The 18,011-nt window shown below is 42.4% G+C and carries 14 protein-coding genes; 1 reads left to right on the plus strand and 13 read right to left on the minus strand.

Going from position 1 to position 18,011, the window contains the following annotated elements; all coding sequences use genetic code 11:
• Positions 1–104: 104 nt before the first annotated feature.
• Genes MASE_RS20325 through MASE_RS16515 form a run of 3 tightly spaced genes read right to left on the minus strand, consistent with a single transcriptional unit; the run spans position 105 to position 3,343 of the window.
• Positions 105–569 (minus strand): hypothetical protein, encoded by a 465-nt coding sequence (locus tag MASE_RS20325; protein ID WP_232362779.1) that lies wholly within the window; start codon positions 567–569, stop codon positions 105–107.
• Positions 563–1,615: an HlyD family secretion protein gene (locus tag MASE_RS16510; protein ID WP_014950851.1), complete on the minus strand. Its 1,053-nt coding sequence runs from the start codon at positions 1,613–1,615 to the stop codon at positions 563–565. Before MASE_RS16510 ends, MASE_RS20325 begins: the two co-directional genes overlap by 7 nt.
• A complete protein-coding gene (locus tag MASE_RS16515; protein WP_014950852.1) occupies positions 1,616–3,343 on the minus strand; it encodes an ABC transporter transmembrane domain-containing protein in 1,728 nt (575 codons plus the stop codon).
• A 196-nt stretch (positions 3,344–3,539) separates the two neighbouring features.
• Between MASE_RS16515 and MASE_RS16520 the strand changes: the two genes are divergently transcribed.
• Positions 3,540–4,430 carry a LysR family transcriptional regulator gene (locus MASE_RS16520; RefSeq protein WP_014950853.1) on the plus strand — a complete coding sequence of 297 codons (891 nt, stop codon included), beginning with the start codon at positions 3,540–3,542 and terminating at the stop codon, positions 4,428–4,430.
• A gap of 46 nt (positions 4,431–4,476) precedes the next feature.
• Here MASE_RS16520 and MASE_RS16525 read toward each other — a convergent pair whose 3' ends face one another.
• The 10 genes from MASE_RS16525 to MASE_RS16570 form a co-directional block, all read right to left on the minus strand.
• A complete protein-coding gene (locus tag MASE_RS16525) occupies positions 4,477–5,151 on the minus strand; it encodes a YkgJ family cysteine cluster protein (protein WP_014950854.1) in 675 nt (224 codons plus the stop codon).
• Between the two features lie 499 nt (positions 5,152–5,650).
• The gene (locus MASE_RS16530; protein ID WP_014950855.1) at positions 5,651–8,023 is read right to left on the minus strand and encodes an Ig-like domain-containing protein; all 2,373 of its coding nucleotides are present in this window, start codon (positions 8,021–8,023) and stop codon (positions 5,651–5,653) included.
• Between the two features lie 197 nt (positions 8,024–8,220).
• Positions 8,221–9,408, minus strand: coding sequence for a nucleotide sugar dehydrogenase (locus tag MASE_RS16535; protein WP_014950856.1), 1,188 nt, complete (start codon positions 9,406–9,408; stop codon positions 8,221–8,223).
• Between the two features lie 296 nt (positions 9,409–9,704).
• Positions 9,705–10,787: a dTDP-glucose 4,6-dehydratase gene (gene rfbB / locus MASE_RS16540; protein ID WP_014950857.1), complete on the minus strand. Its 1,083-nt coding sequence runs from the start codon at positions 10,785–10,787 to the stop codon at positions 9,705–9,707.
• A gap of 37 nt (positions 10,788–10,824) precedes the next feature.
• Positions 10,825–11,694 carry a dTDP-4-dehydrorhamnose reductase gene (gene rfbD / locus MASE_RS16545; protein ID WP_014950858.1) on the minus strand — a complete coding sequence of 290 codons (870 nt, stop codon included), beginning with the start codon at positions 11,692–11,694 and terminating at the stop codon, positions 10,825–10,827.
• 58 nt (positions 11,695–11,752) lie between these two features.
• Positions 11,753–12,298, minus strand: a complete 546-nt coding sequence (gene rfbC, locus MASE_RS16550; protein WP_014950859.1) for a dTDP-4-dehydrorhamnose 3,5-epimerase — start codon at positions 12,296–12,298, stop codon at positions 11,753–11,755.
• Between the two features lie 75 nt (positions 12,299–12,373).
• Positions 12,374–13,261 (minus strand): glucose-1-phosphate thymidylyltransferase RfbA, encoded by an 888-nt coding sequence (rfbA, locus tag MASE_RS16555; RefSeq protein WP_014950860.1) that lies wholly within the window; start codon positions 13,259–13,261, stop codon positions 12,374–12,376.
• Between the two features lie 9 nt (positions 13,262–13,270).
• Positions 13,271–14,011 (minus strand): sulfotransferase family 2 domain-containing protein, encoded by a 741-nt coding sequence (locus tag MASE_RS16560; protein WP_014950861.1) that lies wholly within the window; start codon positions 14,009–14,011, stop codon positions 13,271–13,273.
• Between the two features lie 33 nt (positions 14,012–14,044).
• Positions 14,045–16,786 carry a glycosyltransferase gene (locus tag MASE_RS16565; protein WP_014950862.1) on the minus strand — a complete coding sequence of 914 codons (2,742 nt, stop codon included), beginning with the start codon at positions 16,784–16,786 and terminating at the stop codon, positions 14,045–14,047.
• A gap of 15 nt (positions 16,787–16,801) precedes the next feature.
• Positions 16,802–18,007 carry a glycosyltransferase family protein gene (locus MASE_RS16570; RefSeq protein WP_014950863.1) on the minus strand — a complete coding sequence of 402 codons (1,206 nt, stop codon included), beginning with the start codon at positions 18,005–18,007 and terminating at the stop codon, positions 16,802–16,804.
• Between the last annotated feature and the right edge of the window lie 4 nt (positions 18,008–18,011).

Raw genomic sequence — 18,011 nt, forward strand, 5'->3', positions numbered from 1 at the left:
GCTTTCGTACCACGCAACATATTCATTAACCCCTTTGTAAACAAAGTCATTAATTAAACTTGTCGCTAACGCTTGCCATTGTGAAGTCGCTAGCCCTGCATTGGCTAACTCCGTTCTACGCTTATCCAGTTCTCTCTTTTTAAGCAGGGAATGGCAATGCCCACACTAGCCTCGCCGCCAGACAAGGTTTCGTAATCGGCTTCGTACACCGGGAAATCACCGTCTGATATACGGTACTCGGTATAAACTGAGCCATTAAAGTCTTCGAACGGATTCGAAAAGCGCTGCGTTAAATTAGTACCATCGTAATATCCGCTAACGCGGCTACTGGTTTTCTGCTCTATAAACGGATCAAAACTGCTTCTTGCTATTTCTAACTCGGCTGCAGCTTGATAGTTTCCTTCATTTATCGCCCTAACGTAGGGGTGATAGTTCACCATACTCTGGATAAGTGCATCGATTGATGGTGCTTGCCTAGTATTTTTGTTTTGCGCTGCTGCATCAGAAACATGAGTGCTAATAACCGCAACAGTTGCAAGCACTGCTAATGTAAACCTTCGAATTACCATATTGATGCCCCAGTCCCCTTGGCTCCACCGGTAGTAGGCTCTTGCGTTGGTAATGGCGGGAAGTTGTTCAACTGTCGCCACATCTCGTAACCTAGACGCACCTCTTCTAATAGCACCCACGCTTTAACCCGGCTTCCCAAACGCGCAGAACTTTCAGCTGGCCAAGGAATATCAGACTCGTCAGGTCTAATCCACACGTTAAAATCGCCAGTAGCATTAGCAACAGGCTCTACATACACAACTTCACCACCAAAGGTACCTATTGCACTACCCGGCCATCCACTAAACTGAAAAACGGGCCAGCCATCAAATTGCAAACGCGCCTTTGCACCAGGCTTAACCAGCGGTGCGTCTAATCCTCTCACGGTAACGCGAACGCTGCGTTTTGCATCTGCTGGAATAAACTGCCCAAGAATATCGCCCGACTTTACGAACGTAGACACACCGCCTGATAGCAACCGAACAACCGTACCGTCAACGGGTGCATATTTAGTTTGCGTCGATTGGCGAGATAAAATCATGCTTACTTCATTAATTTCCGAAACAGAGGCGGCAGCTTTTGCTCGCAGTTCCTGCACTTTTATCTCGGCCTGTTCTACTTCTTTACGTGATACCAGCCCTTGCTCTTGCAGAGACTGTTGACGCGCCAGGTTGTTCTCAGCATTTCTTACAGCTGTTTCATTAGCTTGATTCTTTAAGTTCGCTGCTGAAAGCTGAGATCGCAGCTTCTCAAGTCGCTGCGCATCAATATCGATTAACGTAACGATTGGCTCGCCGGCTTTTATTTGTTGGCCTTCCCTTACGTGCCACTGCTTTACTTGTCCATCAACTAACGCATTTATTGGTTGGGTTCTGTCTTTAGGATCGAGCGAGTCGACCATACCGGTGCCATAAGCCGTTTGGATCCATGGTGTGAAATACAAAATTAATCCAGCTGCCAACACCAAGAAGATGATAACTCCGGTAATTACACGATGAAGCTTTGGCACTTTCAATGAAGGCAATGAAGTGATGTTATCTAAAAAGCGACGTTCTGCGTGATTCACTTACTCACCCTCCTTATTGTTCTTTGAAGCCGTGCTGCTCTCACTTGCGTTAGCAGCACTAATCGGTGACTCACCATTTGAATACTCATTTAACATTGCCGTTGCGTTATCGTGCAGATGCAACACACCTTCGAAACAATCTGGCAGTGGCATATTGGTAAAATACATGACGGTAAAATCATATTTACTTAAGCGTCGCAGAAGTCGCGCCCTCAACTCTACCGGTATTGCGTCGAAGTGCTGATTCAAAATGAGCAGCTTAGGTTTACCAATAATTGCGGCGGCAAGTTTAAGCAACAAAAACTCCAATGGCTGCAGCGGTGCCCCTAATACGGATACTTTAGTCTGCAAACCCTCTGGTAAGCTATCTATCACTTTGGTCATTTCTACTTCCTCAAGCGCAGCGCGAATATCCGCGATGGTTGCCTGAGGATGTGCCAACTTTAAGTAGCGCTCTACAGAAACTTCGATAATTAAAGAACGATCTAAAATGGTGACGGCCTGCCGTAACTCATGGGTGTCGTAATCGTTTAGGCTAAGCTCTCCTAACAAGATGTCGCCCGATTTAACGCGGTCATATTGCTTCAGCAATCCTAGCAGTTGCTTCTGCACCCAACTTTTATCAGTAGTAACAAAATACTTAGTGCCAGGTTCGAAGATAACATTGAGGTGGCACGCATCATTACCATGTTTAAGTTCAACATCGTTAAACACCAATTTAGAAGAAGCCGGTATATGTTCCGACGTATTGAGCTCTTCCTGCGGCATGTCAAGAGCGCCACCCAGCTTCTCGGCAGCGCCATATAACTCATAGTAGAGTTTTAAATATTGGGTAAAGCGAGACAACCCAAAGAAAACAGCAGACATCACAAGCTCAGCAGCCACTAGCTGACCAATAGAAAGCTCGCCTTGTACAACCAGAACACCACCGATACCAAGTAGCGATGCACTAGCCACGGCATACATCAATAGAAACATAACCACTTGTGAAAAGGTGTAGTGAAAGTGGCTTTTGTGCTTTTTCACATAGTTACTGATATAACCTTCGGTGCTGCGCCCTGCGTATTCAACATGATCAGCTGACTTAAAGAATTCGTGAGCAATTGCAATATCGTGTAGCCACTTTGCAGAATCGTATTTCGCGTTAGACAATTCAATAGCCGTGCGCTTAGCACCACGACCCCAAATTTTCCAAACCGCATACATGGTAAGTAAAAGCACCACATTAAACGCGAAAAGCGCTGGGTGGTAGAATGATACTAGAGTGAAACCTACCAGCATCTGTAGTACAAGCGCGAAACCATCAATCATTAAAGACGGCATATTCTTTTGAAAAGTCATTATGTCGAAGTAGCGCTGTGTAATGCTAACGTTTTGTCGACCTTCAAAAAAACTGTGGGGCGCGAGAATAGTTTTTAGCCCTAAGTCTGCGGTAAGACGAGCGTACACTTTACGCTCGTAGAACTCCATCACTCGCATACGAAGCGCGCTAAATACGCCAGATATAAATAAAGTAAGAAATAGAATGACGGCCAATATGATAACTGCCCGAGTTGAACCGATATTGGCGATACTGTTAATCAGCGTTTGAACCGCTATAGGTACCGCAAGGGTCATTAAACTAATTGCTACGCCGTATGCGATAGCAACCCAAAAAAAGCCAGCCTCTGGTTTCAATAGCGAAAATAAGGTCTTTCGCGTTTTACGTAAATCAATTGGTTTAGCCATAGTTATGTCTTCAATATACCGCTAGCTTAAAAATCAGTGACACGCTGCTTTTAATCGTACAAAAACAACGATAGATAGTGTATTGCAATATTTAGTTAGAATAAATCTGTTATATTCTTAATAGTTCATCGAAAAAAATGGGGTCAGAGTACATTTCTTGCCCCTAGTACCTTAATAATCGAGTGCTTGTTGAAGTATGCATCACCTAAACTACCATCATTTATATTATTTCTATCTTGTTGCCCGTGAGGGTAGCATTGCGAAAGCCGCTAAATTACTCCACGTTACCCCGCAAACCGTAAGCGGGCAACTAAGCACCTTCGAAAATCAGCTAGGTTATTCTCTCTTTGATAGAATAAATAAGCGCCTATACCTGAACGCGCGAGGTAAAGTAAGTTATCAGTATGCCAGCGAAATATTTCATAAAGGCAATCAACTAGCTGAAATACTTAACAATAGCGATGAAGTGAATACGAAAGAATTTGTGATAGGTATTACTAATGGTATTCCAAAAGTGCTTTTTTACGACTTTGTGCATGCCACCATGCGTAGGTTTTCACAGGTTAAATACGTGATAAAAGAGGATAGCTTCGACGGTTTGTTGAAAGAACTCGCCATTAACGCCATCGATTTCATTCTAGCAGACAGAGGCATAGCCCCTGGTACACAAATAAGCGCCAATAGTTTTTTCTTGGGCGAAAGTTCGTTGAGCTTCTTTGCTAGAGCACCGCTTACTGAAGAACAGACTTTTCCAGAGTGTTTAAATCAAATGCCGTTGCTAATTCAGGGTAATACTTCAGGAATACGGCAAGCACTTACAAGTTGGCTTGAGACAGAACAGCTGTACCCTAAAGTTGTAGCCGAATTTGACGATACTGCTTTGCTCAAACTTTTTGGCAGCGAAGACTTCGGTGTTTTCTGCGCACCATCGGCAATTTCAAAGCACGTAGAAGAGCAATATGGCGTGCACTGTATTGGTAACGCAAGCACACTAAATGAGAGATACTATGCCATTACTGGCAAAAGCCGTGCTGACTACACTATTAGTGAGGCAATCGTAGAAGCCGCTCGCGGAATTCTAGCCTAGTGCACTTAATGGTGGGGTCAGAGTACATTTTCTGCCCCCACTTAATTTAAGCAGCAACACCACCGTCTATATCTTGAGCATAAAAATTCAGTGTTAGAATTTTTTCTAACACAAAACGTAGTGCGTCATTAATAGGAATAAGTCTTTCCCCCAATTCATAATCTATTTGAGCAAGTTTTTGTCTGCCTTCTGCGATCATTGGCGGCTTTGTCGATGTAACTCGAACCTCACTATTTGCGGCAATATCATCCACTAATCGCTTTTCAAAGATATCTAAATGCTGTGGCTGTATAGCAATCAGCGCGGCCGCATACTTCTCTGGTACAGCTTGCTTAATTGGTTTACACACCGAAAGTGTGGCTTCGCCAGATTTGGTTTTATAACCTGCTGCACCGAACATACGGCAAATGCCAGGTCGGTATTCGTAAATTCCGCAGTAGCCTTCTTTACCGTCCAAACTTAAGCGTTGATATTGTTTACAGGCGAAGCCGCTGTAGTTGTCTAGCTCGTCAAACTCCTGTTCAGCCCGTCCTGTATCAAACAGATGAAGTGCTAAAGGCAGCATCTCCAATGGCGACACTTCAATGTCGGGGTTATTGCAACATGCACCACATTTCTCAACACAGTTTAGTGACTGGCTAGATTGATATGCACTGAATTCTTGGGAAAGAGATTGGTAAACATCCATCACTTGGCTGGACAGCTCACGCAGCCTATTCATAACGACTCCGCTAATAAAAGCAAACTAAAACAAATACATGATCATGCTGGTGTAATGTAATAGGTAGCATGAACTCAACATTCTGATTATTGATTTTGGTAACCAAATTGACAGATCGTACTGGAGGAAGAAATGTACTCTGACCCCAATATTTTAAAGCATGCTTCTTCCCCGCCGGGTGTGCGTAAGCTTGAGGCTTAATGGCAGGGGTTGAATTGATGCGGATTCTATTTTGAATTTTGGGATTTGGGAAGTTTTTTGTGAATGGTCTTTGATGATAAGAGCAATACAGCGATGTGGACACAGTAGGTATAACAGATATGTATGGCTTGTAGTGAAAAAATTTTGGTCGATACCCGTTTTTAATATGGTGGATGAACACTTTCCTGCGTACGGGATAAAATTAATTAACGCATTAACAGAATGGTTCTGTGGGTATTTTGGTGATAAATATACGTTGGCGCTAGCTTTAATGCACTAGCGCCATTACTTCACTGAACTATCGAGCTATCAACTCCGAAGAAAACGACAGAGCAATGCCAGCTGGGCTTTCAGGCGCGCTTAAACTACCTACGTCTGTATTTTCCCAAAATTCAGGATATTGTTCTTCAAGGTTCAATTTAAAGGTGAAACTCAAACGAGGGAGTATGTTGAAAACAAAATCGTCAGAATCAGTATACTCATCATTATAAGCAACCTTATTAGCCTGCATTTCAAGTATTGTAACAACACCTTCTTGCTTTGAGCCCAGTAATTTCCAAGTGTATTCTCTGTTGAAAGTAAACGCGTTACTTTCGCGTAACCCAATGATGTTGACCTCGTTGTCGTCTGCGGTCCATTGGAAGTTATAAAGTTCACGATCTCCTACAAAGTATGGCTCTTCCATATGGGAATAAATTCTCCCAGCCGTACCGTCCGCGTAAAAGTAATAAGCAAATAAGTCATCGGGTAACGGTACACCGTCTACGAAAAGTGCTTCATTGTAAGAAGACATCCAAACATTAGGTAATGAGCTCTCTATGCTGAAGTCTTCGGCCAACTCATAGTCTATGGCGTGCATATCGCCAGTGTATTTAATCGCTACGCCATCATTGTCAAATTCATAAAGCGCCAGCACGAAATTATTCTGCGCTTTAAAGGGCGTAACTGTGAAAGACATATCTTCCAATTCAATGTCTATAACACCATCATTTAGCTGCCATGTTCCTTGCACATCAAAAACAAGAGACGTAAAGGTATTATCATCTTTAAATGTGAACTGGTCGTTCAAAATACCAACTTCAGTACGCTCATCTTCATTTAAGTAGTCTTTGTCATACGTATAACTTCCCTGATAAGCAAATACCCAAGGTGATGCAAGCAGGTCTTCCTCGGTTACGGTAAACGTAGATGCTGTGGTGTCGGTGTACTTAACGTCGCTGGTAGTTTCGTAGGTGGTAGTAAAAGTTGGTTTATCTTGTATGTCATCCATCGGTGTGATGGAAAGCTCAGTGGTAGTTGTTAACACAGCAAGTGCGTGACCGCCGGATTGTGTTAGCAATTCTATACGCTCGCCCACTGTGGTTCGCTCTGTTTTCCAATACTCAATGCCATATTCATGAACATAACTAAGAATCTCCGAAGCTGTTTCTTCATCAAATCGATCATAGATTTCTTCGTCAAGAAACACAAAATAAGCTATGAGTGATTCATCAAGCTCATCAATAACTAAGTTTCCGTCTACAACACTCCAGTTAAATTCATCTGAATAAATATTAAATGCATTTTCCGCAGACGTTTTTGCGCCGCTACCGTCCGCGTTGAACGTATACGCTGTCATGCCCTTGCCAGCTTGCTGCTCTGAATGGTAGTAAGTCGCAAAAACCGCACCCGCAATGTCGGCATTTACGAAATTTTGCTGTAACGATTCATCTTCGAGAGTTTCTGCTCGGGCAGCATTAATTGCTTCCACATAAGCCTCGTCATAAGTACCGTCTTCGTTTAACAGTCCCATGCTATCAACATACTTTCGGATGGTGCTTAGCGCATCGACTAGGCTTCCAGTAAAAAACGACAAGGTGCTCATACCTTCAGGAACCGAGAACTCGCTATTATCAGCAAGAACTTTTATGAAGCTGGCCAATCCTAAAACCTTTTCGAAGTCCACTTCACTTGCAAACGTATCGAAGCTTCCCTCGCCGCCGTTCTCTTTATACTCCGAATAAAGTACATCCATAGCCGTACTTAAATGAGTTATCTTGCCTGCAGGAAATAGATCGCTGTTAAGTTCATCGGTATTATTTTCGATGCTAAGGTTACGCATCGTAGTGAAGTCACCGACTCGTGATGATAGCGTTACATGGGCTTGTTCTTCCGTGCCCACTGCATTAAGAATTAAATCGCCGGGCGCAGCACTTACAGTAATAGGAAGCGTGAATCGACCATCCGCGCCGGCCTGCACGGAAGCAATTACATTTCCACCTGCATCGAGCGCGCTCACCTCTGCATTCGCTAAAGGCGCATCGGTTGCAATACTCGAAATAGAAATAGACTGTTGATTCGTGATTGTAATCGTTGAACTTACTGTGTTTTCACCGTCAGTTACATCGTATGAAAAACTGACTTCGCCCATCGCCAACGCTGTAGGTGTGTACACTATCTCATTATTGATGATAGCGGCTTCACCGACATCTGGCACTCCAACTGCCGATATAGTTAAAGCATCGCCGTCAGGATCGGCATCATTCGCAAGTGCATCAATAGATACTGCGTCACCATTGAGTGTAACCGCGGAGTCAGCGACCAGCACTGGTAGTTGGTTGTTGTCGTCGGAACCGCCACAGGCAGCAAGAAGAGTTGAACTAACGGCAATAGCAATAATGCTTTTGTTCATTTTGAACGTCCTTATTCTAGTTTTTATATATTTGACTTCGCCACGAAGCGAAACTGAGTGGTTATATTAGCGTAAAGAGAAGCATAATAGGAAGAAAGTTAACGTTAAAATTGCACCAACACTGAGCATAAAATAACTTTTGATATTGCCACAGGATGGTGAGGTTCAGAGTACCTACTCTGAACCCACATTCTGAATTAGTCGGCGTTAAACAAGTCGCGACTGTATACTTTATCTAGTACGTCTTCGATATCGCCCGTAACACGGTTGGCTACGATAACGTCAGAAATTTTCTTAAACTCTTCTAAGTCGTTTACTACGCGTGAATTAAAGAAATCTTCTTCCTTAAGCACCGGCTCGTAGACTACAACTTCAATACCTTTCGCCTTAATACGTTTCATAATGCCTTGAATAGCACTTGCACGGAAGTTATCAGAACCAGACTTCATGATAAGGCGATAGATACCAACAATCTTGGGGCCACGGCTTACAATTGAATCGGCGATAAAATCTTTACGCGTACGGTTAGCATCTACAATGGCCTGAATCATATTATTAGGCACTTCGCTGTAGTTAGCTAGTAACTGTTTGGTATCTTTTGGTAAGCAATAACCACCGTAACCGAAGCTTGGATTGTTGTAATGATTACCGATACGCGGGTCTAAGCCCACACCTTCAATGATCTGCTTGGTGTCTAGGCCATTACGCTCTGCATAGCTATCTAGTTCGTTAAAGTACGCAACGCGCATTGCCAAGTACGTGTTGGCGAAAAGTTTAATGGCTTCAGCCTCAGTACTGTCGGTGAATAAAACATCGATGTTCTCTTTTATTGCACCTTGCTGAAGCAGCTTTGCGAAAACCTCCGCGCGCTCACTACGCTCACCTACGATAATACGGCTTGGGTAAAGGTTGTCGTAAAGTGCTTTCCCTTCACGCAAAAATTCAGGCGAAAAGATAATATTGTCAGAACCAAAACGAGCTTTTGCATCTTTAGTAAAGCCTACCGGTACAGTCGATTTTACAATCATTACAGCATCAGGATTAATTTCCATCACAGTTTTGATAACTGCCTCTACACTACCGGTGTTAAAGTAGTTAGTTTGAGGGTCGTAATCGGTTGGCGTTGCAATAACAACATAGTCGGCATCTTTATAAGCAACTTGCGCATCTAACGTGGCTTCAAGGTTAAGCTCTTTTGTTGTTAGGTATTCTGAAATTTCTTTGTCTTCAATAGGAGACGTTTTGTTATTTAGCATTTCAACTTTTTCGGGTACCAAGTCGACTGCTTTCACTTCATTGTGCTGTGCAAGTAGTACTGCATTTGAAAGCCCTACATAACCCGTACCTGCTACTGCTATTTTGTACTTAGCTAACGTACTTTCCATTTACTGTTTCTCCAATCCTATTAACTATCAGCGATAGAAATAATTACTAAAATATTCTCGTTATATATTGCCAGAGTTTTTTGAAAATCTCATGAACAGTGCATCATAAAGGTGCTTGATTCACAGAAACTCTAGTGAGTCGGTGAGTTTCAGTCTAAAACTATCATTTCAACATAAAGCCTAAGCGCCATATTGCTTAGAAAGCAACAATCACACCACTAAGTGAATATTTTATCCAAAATAAAAAACCCCAGTTAACATAGTAAACTGGGGCTCCAAAAAATATAATTCTCTAACTAGCTTCCGGTACCTAATCGCTCGCCTTGGTAACTGCCGTCAAGAACTGCTTTCCACCAGCCTTCGTTTGCTAAGTACCACTCTACGGTTTTACGAATACCACTTTCGAACGTTTCTTGTGGCTTCCAGCCAAGCTCACGTTCAATTTTGCTTGCATCAATTGCATAGCGCATGTCGTGGCCTGGGCGGTCTTGAACGTAAGTAATTTGCTCAGCGTATTTGGTATCTTTTGGCTTAACTTCATCTAGAATTGAACAGATAGTTTGCACCACTTCAATGTTCTGCTTTTCGTTGTGGCCACCAATGTTGTAGGTTTCACCAATTTCACCATTAAGTGCAACCACAACTAATGCTCGTGCATGGTCTTCAACATACAACCAGTCACGAATTTGGTTGCCCTTGCCATATACAGGCAATGGCTTACCCGCTAGTGCATTTAGAATAACTAGCGGAATAAGTTTTTCTGGGAAGTGATAAGGGCCGTAATTGTTTGAGCAGTTAGTTACAAGCGTTGGCAGCTTGTATGTGCGCAGCCACGAACGCACTAGCTGATCTGAACTTGCTTTACTTGCTGAGTAAGGCGAGCTAGGTGCATATGGCGTAGTTTCCGTAAAGAGTGGAAGCTCCGTTCCCGGTTCAACTTCATCTGGGTGAGGAAGGTCGCCGTATACTTCGTCTGTAGAAATATGATGGAACTTAAATCCTGCTTTTTTATCGCCTTCAAGTGCTGACCAATATGCTCTTGCTTGTTCAAGCAACGTGTATGTGCCCACAACGTTAGTTTGAATAAACTCACCTGGCCCATCAATAGAGCGGTCTACATGAGACTCTGCCGCAAGGTGCATAATGATATCTGGCTGGTGCGTATTAAACACTCGCTTTACTTCTTCAGCATCACAAATATCAACTTGTTCAAAGCTATAGCGGTCGCTGTCTGAAACAGGTGTTAGTGACTCTAAGTTACCCGCATAGGTTAGCTTATCTAAATTAACCACTGTGTGGTCAGTGTCGTTTATAAGATGGCGAACTACTGCAGAACCAATAAAGCCCGCGCCACCTGTTACTAAAATTGTTTTACTCATTTTCTTTTTACCAAAAGTATAATCTTGTTCTTGTCGCTTACGCTTTCAATTCGTCTAGCATGCTGGCTAATTGCTTACGCCAGTGCGTGGGCTTACACGCCGCAAACGCCTCGCGTGCGGACTGCTTGTCTAACACACTGTAATGAGGGCGTTTTGCAGGTGTTGGATATTGGCTAGACGGTATAGGTAACACTGGAACTGATTTATCTAGCAAGCCTTTCTCAACACCTAATTCTTGAATAGCTAGCGCAAAGTCGTACCAACTTGCTACGCCTTCATCAGTCCAGTGATACACGCCACTGGTTTTATTCAAAGCGGCAGTAACACAAACTTCAGCTAACCCTTTAGCCCATGTAGGCGTTCCAATTTGATCATCTATTACGCCCAACTGAGGTTTATCAGCCATCAAACGCAGCATGGTTTTCACGAAGTTATTACCATGAGACGAGTAAACCCAAGCTGTGCGAATTAGACAGCTAGCATCTGGCAGTATTTCAAGCAGCGCTTTTTCGCCTTCTGCTTTTGATTTGCCATAAGCACCTTGTGGTTCAATGGTGTCGTCAGTTAAATAAGGTGAACCTTTATGACCGTTAAATACATAGTCAGTAGACACATGCACCATGAAGGCGCCGTTAGCTTTACAGAAGTTTGCTAAGTTTTTAACGGCTAGCGTATTAATAGCATTACACGCCTCGGTATCTTCTTCTGCTTTATCAACAGCTGTATAGGCCGATGCGTTTATTACAACTTCAGCCGATAGAGGCGATAGCGTTTCTTCAATATTAGAGGCACTCGTAATATCAATATCATCACGCCCCAAAAACGAAACTTGATGCTCGCTATTTTCTAGTTCACGAGAAAGCTCAAATGCTAACTGCCCAGACTTTCCTATAATTACAATATTCATTAATCGCTAATACCTAGTAAAACACCAATAAAAAGCCAGTGAAAAAAATCAATGACAATTAAAACGTAGGTGCGTTAACAAATGCCAAGCCCGCCTCATCTTTACCTGATAAAGAAGGCTTCTCACCATTTACTAATGGCCAGTCGATATTCAATGTAGGGTCGTCATACTTCACTGATATTTCAGATTCCGGGTGATAATAATCTGTGCACTTATACACGAACTCCGCTGATTCACTGGTTACATAAAAACCGTGAGCAAAGCCCGCAGGCACCCATAACTGGCGTTTGTTCTCGGCCGATAAGGTCACCCCAACCCACTTTCCGTAAGTAGGGGAGTCTTTACGCATGTCTACGGCTACATCGTATACTTCACCGCTAACTACACGTACTAATTTGCCTTGGGTTTGCTCCATTTGATAATGAAGGCCGCGAAGGATACCTTGACTAGATTTAGAATGGTTATCCTGAACAAAATCTACATCTGCGCACTCTTTCTTGAACCAGTCGGTGCGAAAGGTTTCTAGAAAAAAACCTCGCTCGTCACCAAATACTTTAGGCTCGATGATTTTTACATCAGGGATGTCTGTTTTAATTACTTGCATTTACTTTCCGTACAAACTGGCAATTTAAAATAAGAAGAAAGGTGGCAGTGCCACCTTTTAGAATTTGATATGAAGCTAGATCTTAACTCTATCGTTAATCACTTTAAGCAGGTAATCGCCATAACCACTCTTCTTTAATGGTGCCGCAAGCTTTTCAAGCTGCTCAGCGTTGATATAGCCCATTCTGTAGGCTACTTCTTCTGGGCAACATACTTTCAACCCTTGGCGTTTTTCGATAGCCGCAACAAAGTTTGCTGCATCAAGAAGTGAGTCTAGTGTGCCCGTATCAAGCCAAGCAGAGCCTCGGCCCATTAGCTCTACTTTCAAACTTCCATCTTGAAGATATAAGTTGTTCAAGTCAGTAATTTCAAGTTCACCACGGGGTGATGGCTTAACTTCTTTAGCAAAATCGACTACGCGGTTGTCGTAGTAGTAAAGACCGGTTACGGCATAGTTTGATTTAGGAACAGCTGGCTTTTCTTCTATTGAAAGTGCATTCCAGTCATCATCAAATTCTACCACGCCGTAGCGTTCAGGGTCGTTAACGTGATAACCAAACACCGTTGCACCATGCTCTTGCTTATACGCATTCTGCAAAGACAGTTTTAAGTCGTGGCCGTAATAAATATTATCACCAAGAACCAGTGAACAACTATCGTTACCAATAAACTGCTCGCCTATAAGGAACGCCTGTGCCAAGCCATCTGGCGAAGGCTGAACCGCGTACTGAATGTTCATTCCTAACGCTGAGCCATCACCGATAAGGTCGATAAATCGCTGCTGCTCTTCAGGCGTAGTGATAATGAGTACATCACGGATACCCGACATCATTAACGTGGTTAACGGATAAAAAATCATCGGCTTGTCGTAAACAGGCATAAGCTGCTTACTTACCACCTTAGTTAACGGGTGCAAACGTGTGCCAGATCCGCCAGCTAATATTATTCCTTTTCTTGTACTCATGTTTTACACCTATTCGCTAAATTTTTGCTTTGCCAACTCATAAAGCTCAAAATCATCTTGGTTATTTTGAACTAAAAACTCAAAGGCTTCCTCGCCAATTTCATCACGTATTTCCGCCACTTTCTCATCGATTGACTTGGAAGTATCACGCGATACGTTTTGCACCTTGGGCGCAATGTTTATACCCTCAAATCCTTCGTCAATCAGCCATGACTCAAGCTTTTGAAGTGACTCATTAAAATTCTCGACTAAGCCGACAAATGGAAGTTTTTCAACCGCCATTTTGGCTCTATCTAGCTCTGAGCCATATTGAGCGCCAAACATGTAAGCGAATCGGTCTGTATGGAAGTTCTTGCACTGCCTGTCGTAGCCAAGAGATATTCTAGTTTCAATATAACCTTTAAGCGTTGTATTTCTCGCTAGAACAGAACCAAATCCCTGTCCACCTTGCTTCTTTTCAAACGCATAGGCAGATGCGATTCTATCAATAGGATGACGAATAAATATAACGGGCAGCAGCTTTAGCTCTTGTACTTTAGGAACAGGTAACAGTGCTGTATGCGAAGAAAAGCACTTTGCATGTTTATTACCTTCTACCCACTGTTTTACAAGTTCCCTGTTCTTAGCTGGGTTGGCTGGGAACTCTTCTGTTAACCACTCGGTTCCCGCTTCAAAGTTTTCTTTAAGCGAAGCATCTAACGAAGTGCCTGCATTTTTAAACAGGTGATAATGAAAAATAGCTTTTGTCATAAATTTAAATTTTACCAAATTTTCTGGAAAGAGTTACTTCGTACTGAAGAGATTGATACTAGCGAAGATATCTCTAAAGACTTTCTTACCATGCTCAAATGAATATCGCTCTTTAACCAATGCCATTGCGTTTTTAGAATAAGTAACCCACTTATCTTCGTCATCATAAAGAGACTGAATCGCCTCGCACCATTCATCGGGTTTCTCGGCGATTTGAGTGCTTATACCACTCGCCAGCCCAGTGCCTTCAGCTGCAACTTCAGTTAAAACCGAAGGAAGCCCATATGCCATTGACTCCAGAACTTTACCTTTAATACCAGCACCAGAAAGTAAAGGCGCGACAAAAACGCGGTGGTTATGAAATACATCATCTAAAGATTCAGCAAAACCCACCATTTTTACGTTTTCGCACTCCAGCTCTTTGAACGATTCTGGCATTCTGCTTCCATATACATAGAGAATAATATCAGGGCGTTTTACTAATAATTGAGGCATTATCTCGTGAACTAAGTATTCGACCGACTCAACGTTAGGAACGTGGTTGAACCCGCCTAAAAATGCGATACCAGAACGCGCTGAAAAATCTGGCCCGGGCTCTTTGCTTTCTAGCACCCATGGAGTGATATGCATATTGTGCGACTGTAACGTGTGTGACTGAATCACAGCATGCTCTGTAGCGTTGTAAGTAAGAATCGCATCTGCCTTTTTACAAACATCCAATTCACGTTCTTGCGTTATCAGTGCTGCTTCAGTCGCCTCAGCATCATCTGTTCGTAGCGCAGCTCTCAACTCTCTTAGAAAGTGTAAATCAGCATTATTAAAAACAACTGGCTTACCGTAGTCCTTTATTCTATCGATATACTTTTCAGCAACAGTGTAGCGTGTGATATAAACGGCATCCATTTCTTCAATACGCCTTTCTATCACATCAAATAATGAGGTATAAAACGGTGCGGCTAATACTTCTACCCCCATTCTTTGAAGGTTTTTAGTGAACTTACCCATGTAAGCTAAGTTATCAGGCACAAATGTTACCTTAAAACCGAGAGACTGCATTAATTCGATCTCTTTGACAGCCGCGTAGCTTCCTGCATCGTTATTCGGCATAGGAACGGTATAATCAATAACGAGTACACGCTGATCAACGCCATTGTCTTTTTCTAAAGGAAGGCTTTCTAGGCTAGGCTTACGTTTGTGCTTAAATGCACTAAACCACTTTTGCCTAAAAGTAGACTCATTAACCTTCTGGTATTTCTTTAAGCCTGTGGAAATATCGGTGCCATGGCTCTTTCCTTCAAAATGTACGACCACAGAATGGGGGACATAAACGGTTCTAAAGCCCTCTTTTCGCACTTTAAAAGCAAGATCAGCATCTTCATAATAACAAGGAGCAAACTCTTCGCTAAAACCTTCGACTTGCTCCCATACACTGCGAACAATACACATGGCTGCGCCTGTCAGATAATCCACATCCCTTACATAATTCCACTCTGGAGCATCAGGGTTATCGTTGCGACCGGCGTTCCAAGGCTCGCCATTCCCCCAAACAATACCGCCAGCTTCTTGTAAGGTGCCATCTTCATTAATGAGCTTAGAACCCGTCAGCGCTATTGAATTATCTTTTTCATGTTGATAAATCAATTCATCTAACCAGCCTGACGTTACTTCGGTATCATTGTTTAAGAATACAATGTACTGACCCCTAGCAAGCTTAGCCGCCTTATTACAGCTTTTTAAGAACCGAAGGTTCTCCTCATTTCTAGAAATGACTAGGTTTTCTATAATGTTTTCGGCATTTGCAGTATCATCGGTTGAGCAGTCATCTGCTAAAATTACTTCGAAGCTTGTCTTGTTGTACGCCAATGCAATAGAAGCTATACAACGATATGTCAGCGCAAATTTGTTGTAAGCAGGAACAATGATACTCACCTTAGGTTCACTGACTTCTGGTAAGGCAAAAGGCGTAAACTTTTTCATTTCCTCATGCGCTTTGACCACAGCGTCGTGAGCAATTTTGATATTCTTGAGACGTTCAAAATCACTCTCATGCGAACAAGCATCTACCTGAAGCTTTAATGAATGATAGCGGTGCCCCGCATGTGCTGGTTTACCGAGCAACTCAGGCTCTGATGCACTGTGGCTAAGGAACTCTACAGGCGTTAATACAGACGATGAGAGAATGTAATCTGTTGCGGCAGCCGTAGAAGCGCCAATGACAGTAATAGTGATCTTCTGCTTGGTATTATTTAATAATTCTGCAGGTAACCATATATAGTCATAGAGTTCCTTACTGCCTGAATGAACGGGCTTCTCCGAGAATACGCCTCTTTCTGTCGCAAACCTAACTACCTGACTACCTATTGATTCAGACGAAGATAAGCGAAAACTTAGTTTATTGCCTTCTACATTCAATATGTCTGCATGAAAATGTTGATTTAATTTCGGAATTTCAAAGCGATTAGAGGGGATCTTTTCATTGCTTTCAGCTACCCTCAGCTGCACTACTGAGCCCGGAATGAGTTTGTCTTCGTTTATATCGATAGCAAAAGCATGAACTCCGTCATTGATACCGTGTTCAGCTAAATCGGCACGGTGGATATCTGCTTTACCCGAACCAAGCAATTCACCTTCCTCTGTATAAACGTTTACACTTAAAGGTGTTTTATCACCTAACAGTGCAGCCCACCCCATAAGACAACCACCCTCAACACTATCAATAGAGCCAGCTAATTTTGCTCCTTTGTTGGTGATTCGATTCATTCCAGCTTTAAACATTTATTATTCCACTTTTTAAAATTGCGAGAAAACCCATTTGGAGAACGGCTTGCAAATCATTTTCTTATACGAATTATCGTTATTTACACCAGACTGCTCATGGCTATTCCATTCCTTAATAGCACGTATCATACTGGCTATATTTTCGTAGTCAAAAAAGTATGCCGATTCCCCTAACGCGAGTGACTCTCGGGCTAGCCATGTACCATTCGAGCACAAAAGAGAGCAACTATCTCGGCGCAAAACATCCCAAAAAACACCTGAAGTTTTATGCTTGTAACTGGAAGGGGCATAGGACGCTACCACTCCTTGAACAGAATTAAATAACCGCTCGTATTCTTCTTTATCTAATGTTCCAGAAACCAAGTCTAAATTGTTAAACCTGTTACTTAATTCCGTTAGTTCTGCTTCAACATCAGTAAAGTCTCTGATACCGGGAGAATTTGTATTCAAGTGAAAAACAAAATCGATGCCATCAAACTCTGATAAAAGGAAAGCGATATTCTGTAAAATAAAATCTAAACCTTTATCTTTTTTTACGCTCCCAACGAATAGTAGAAGACGTTTTTTTTCGTTTTTAGAAACGTTTTGGTCGTTTAAAAGCTGATAGTTTATCGCTGGGTGTACATGAACCGGACTATCGACTAACACCTGATAACCCACTTTGTATTCCTTGCAGCTTGTAGCAAAAACTGTATTTTCTGGAAAGGCTGACTGCTTTAGATACGACAGAGATAATTTATTTTTTACAAACCACGAGAAGCGCAGAATATCTTCTGCAGATTTTATATTTCGACTTCCAGGATCAAACATTCCGCAAATAATCAGTTTTGGAGATGCTTGTTTCCCGATGCTAGCGACAAACTGCGCCAAGCCCAAATACAAATGGCTAAAACCCGTATGTAAAAGCAATATATCTTGACAGTTGATATTATAAATATGAAAGAGCTTTTTTAACTCTTCCATAAAGTTTTTCGCGAGAGCGTTCTCTCTATCTGCAGGCAGAGGCTTTAAGTTATTGGTATAACAAGGCGTTGAAAAGAAGGGAACAACCTTATCTTCTTGGCGTTCCGATATCAGCTCCATTTTATTGGATGCTAAAACTACTATCTCTTTTTTTAATCGCTCAGCATCTCTTAAAAGAGAGTCGCCTACTACACTGTGGTGAGAATCAAAATCTTCAAACCCAGGGTCTATGACAAAATAGCGACGACTACTCATAAGC

It is taken from the genome of Alteromonas macleodii ATCC 27126, assembly GCF_000172635.2.
GTDB lineage: Bacteria > Pseudomonadota > Gammaproteobacteria > Enterobacterales > Alteromonadaceae > Alteromonas > Alteromonas macleodii.

Coding starts and splice junctions, on each gene's coding strand:
- MASE_RS16535 (WP_014950856.1), bottom strand. CDS start 9,408: ATGGAAAGTACGTTAGCTAAGTACAAAATAGCAGTAGCAGGTACGGGT.
- MASE_RS16530 (WP_014950855.1), bottom strand. CDS start 8,023: ATGAACAAAAGCATTATTGCTATTGCCGTTAGTTCAACTCTTCTTGCT.
- MASE_RS16570 (WP_014950863.1), bottom strand. CDS start 18,007: ATGAGTAGTCGTCGCTATTTTGTCATAGACCCTGGGTTTGAAGATTTT.
- rfbA (WP_014950860.1), bottom strand. CDS start 13,261: ATGAGTACAAGAAAAGGAATAATATTAGCTGGCGGATCTGGCACACGT.
- MASE_RS16515 (WP_014950852.1), bottom strand. CDS start 3,343: ATGGCTAAACCAATTGATTTACGTAAAACGCGAAAGACCTTATTTTCG.
- MASE_RS20325 (WP_232362779.1), bottom strand. CDS start 569: ATGGTAATTCGAAGGTTTACATTAGCAGTGCTTGCAACTGTTGCGGTT.
- rfbB (WP_014950857.1), bottom strand. CDS start 10,787: ATGAGTAAAACAATTTTAGTAACAGGTGGCGCGGGCTTTATTGGTTCT.
- MASE_RS16565 (WP_014950862.1), bottom strand. CDS start 16,786: ATGTTTAAAGCTGGAATGAATCGAATCACCAACAAAGGAGCAAAATTA.
- MASE_RS16560 (WP_014950861.1), bottom strand. CDS start 14,011: ATGACAAAAGCTATTTTTCATTATCACCTGTTTAAAAATGCAGGCACT.
- rfbD (WP_014950858.1), bottom strand. CDS start 11,694: ATGAATATTGTAATTATAGGAAAGTCTGGGCAGTTAGCATTTGAGCTT.
- rfbC (WP_014950859.1), bottom strand. CDS start 12,298: ATGCAAGTAATTAAAACAGACATCCCTGATGTAAAAATCATCGAGCCT.
- MASE_RS16525 (WP_014950854.1), bottom strand. CDS start 5,151: ATGAATAGGCTGCGTGAGCTGTCCAGCCAAGTGATGGATGTTTACCAA.
- MASE_RS16520 (WP_014950853.1), top strand. CDS start 3,540: ATGCATCACCTAAACTACCATCATTTATATTATTTCTATCTTGTTGCC.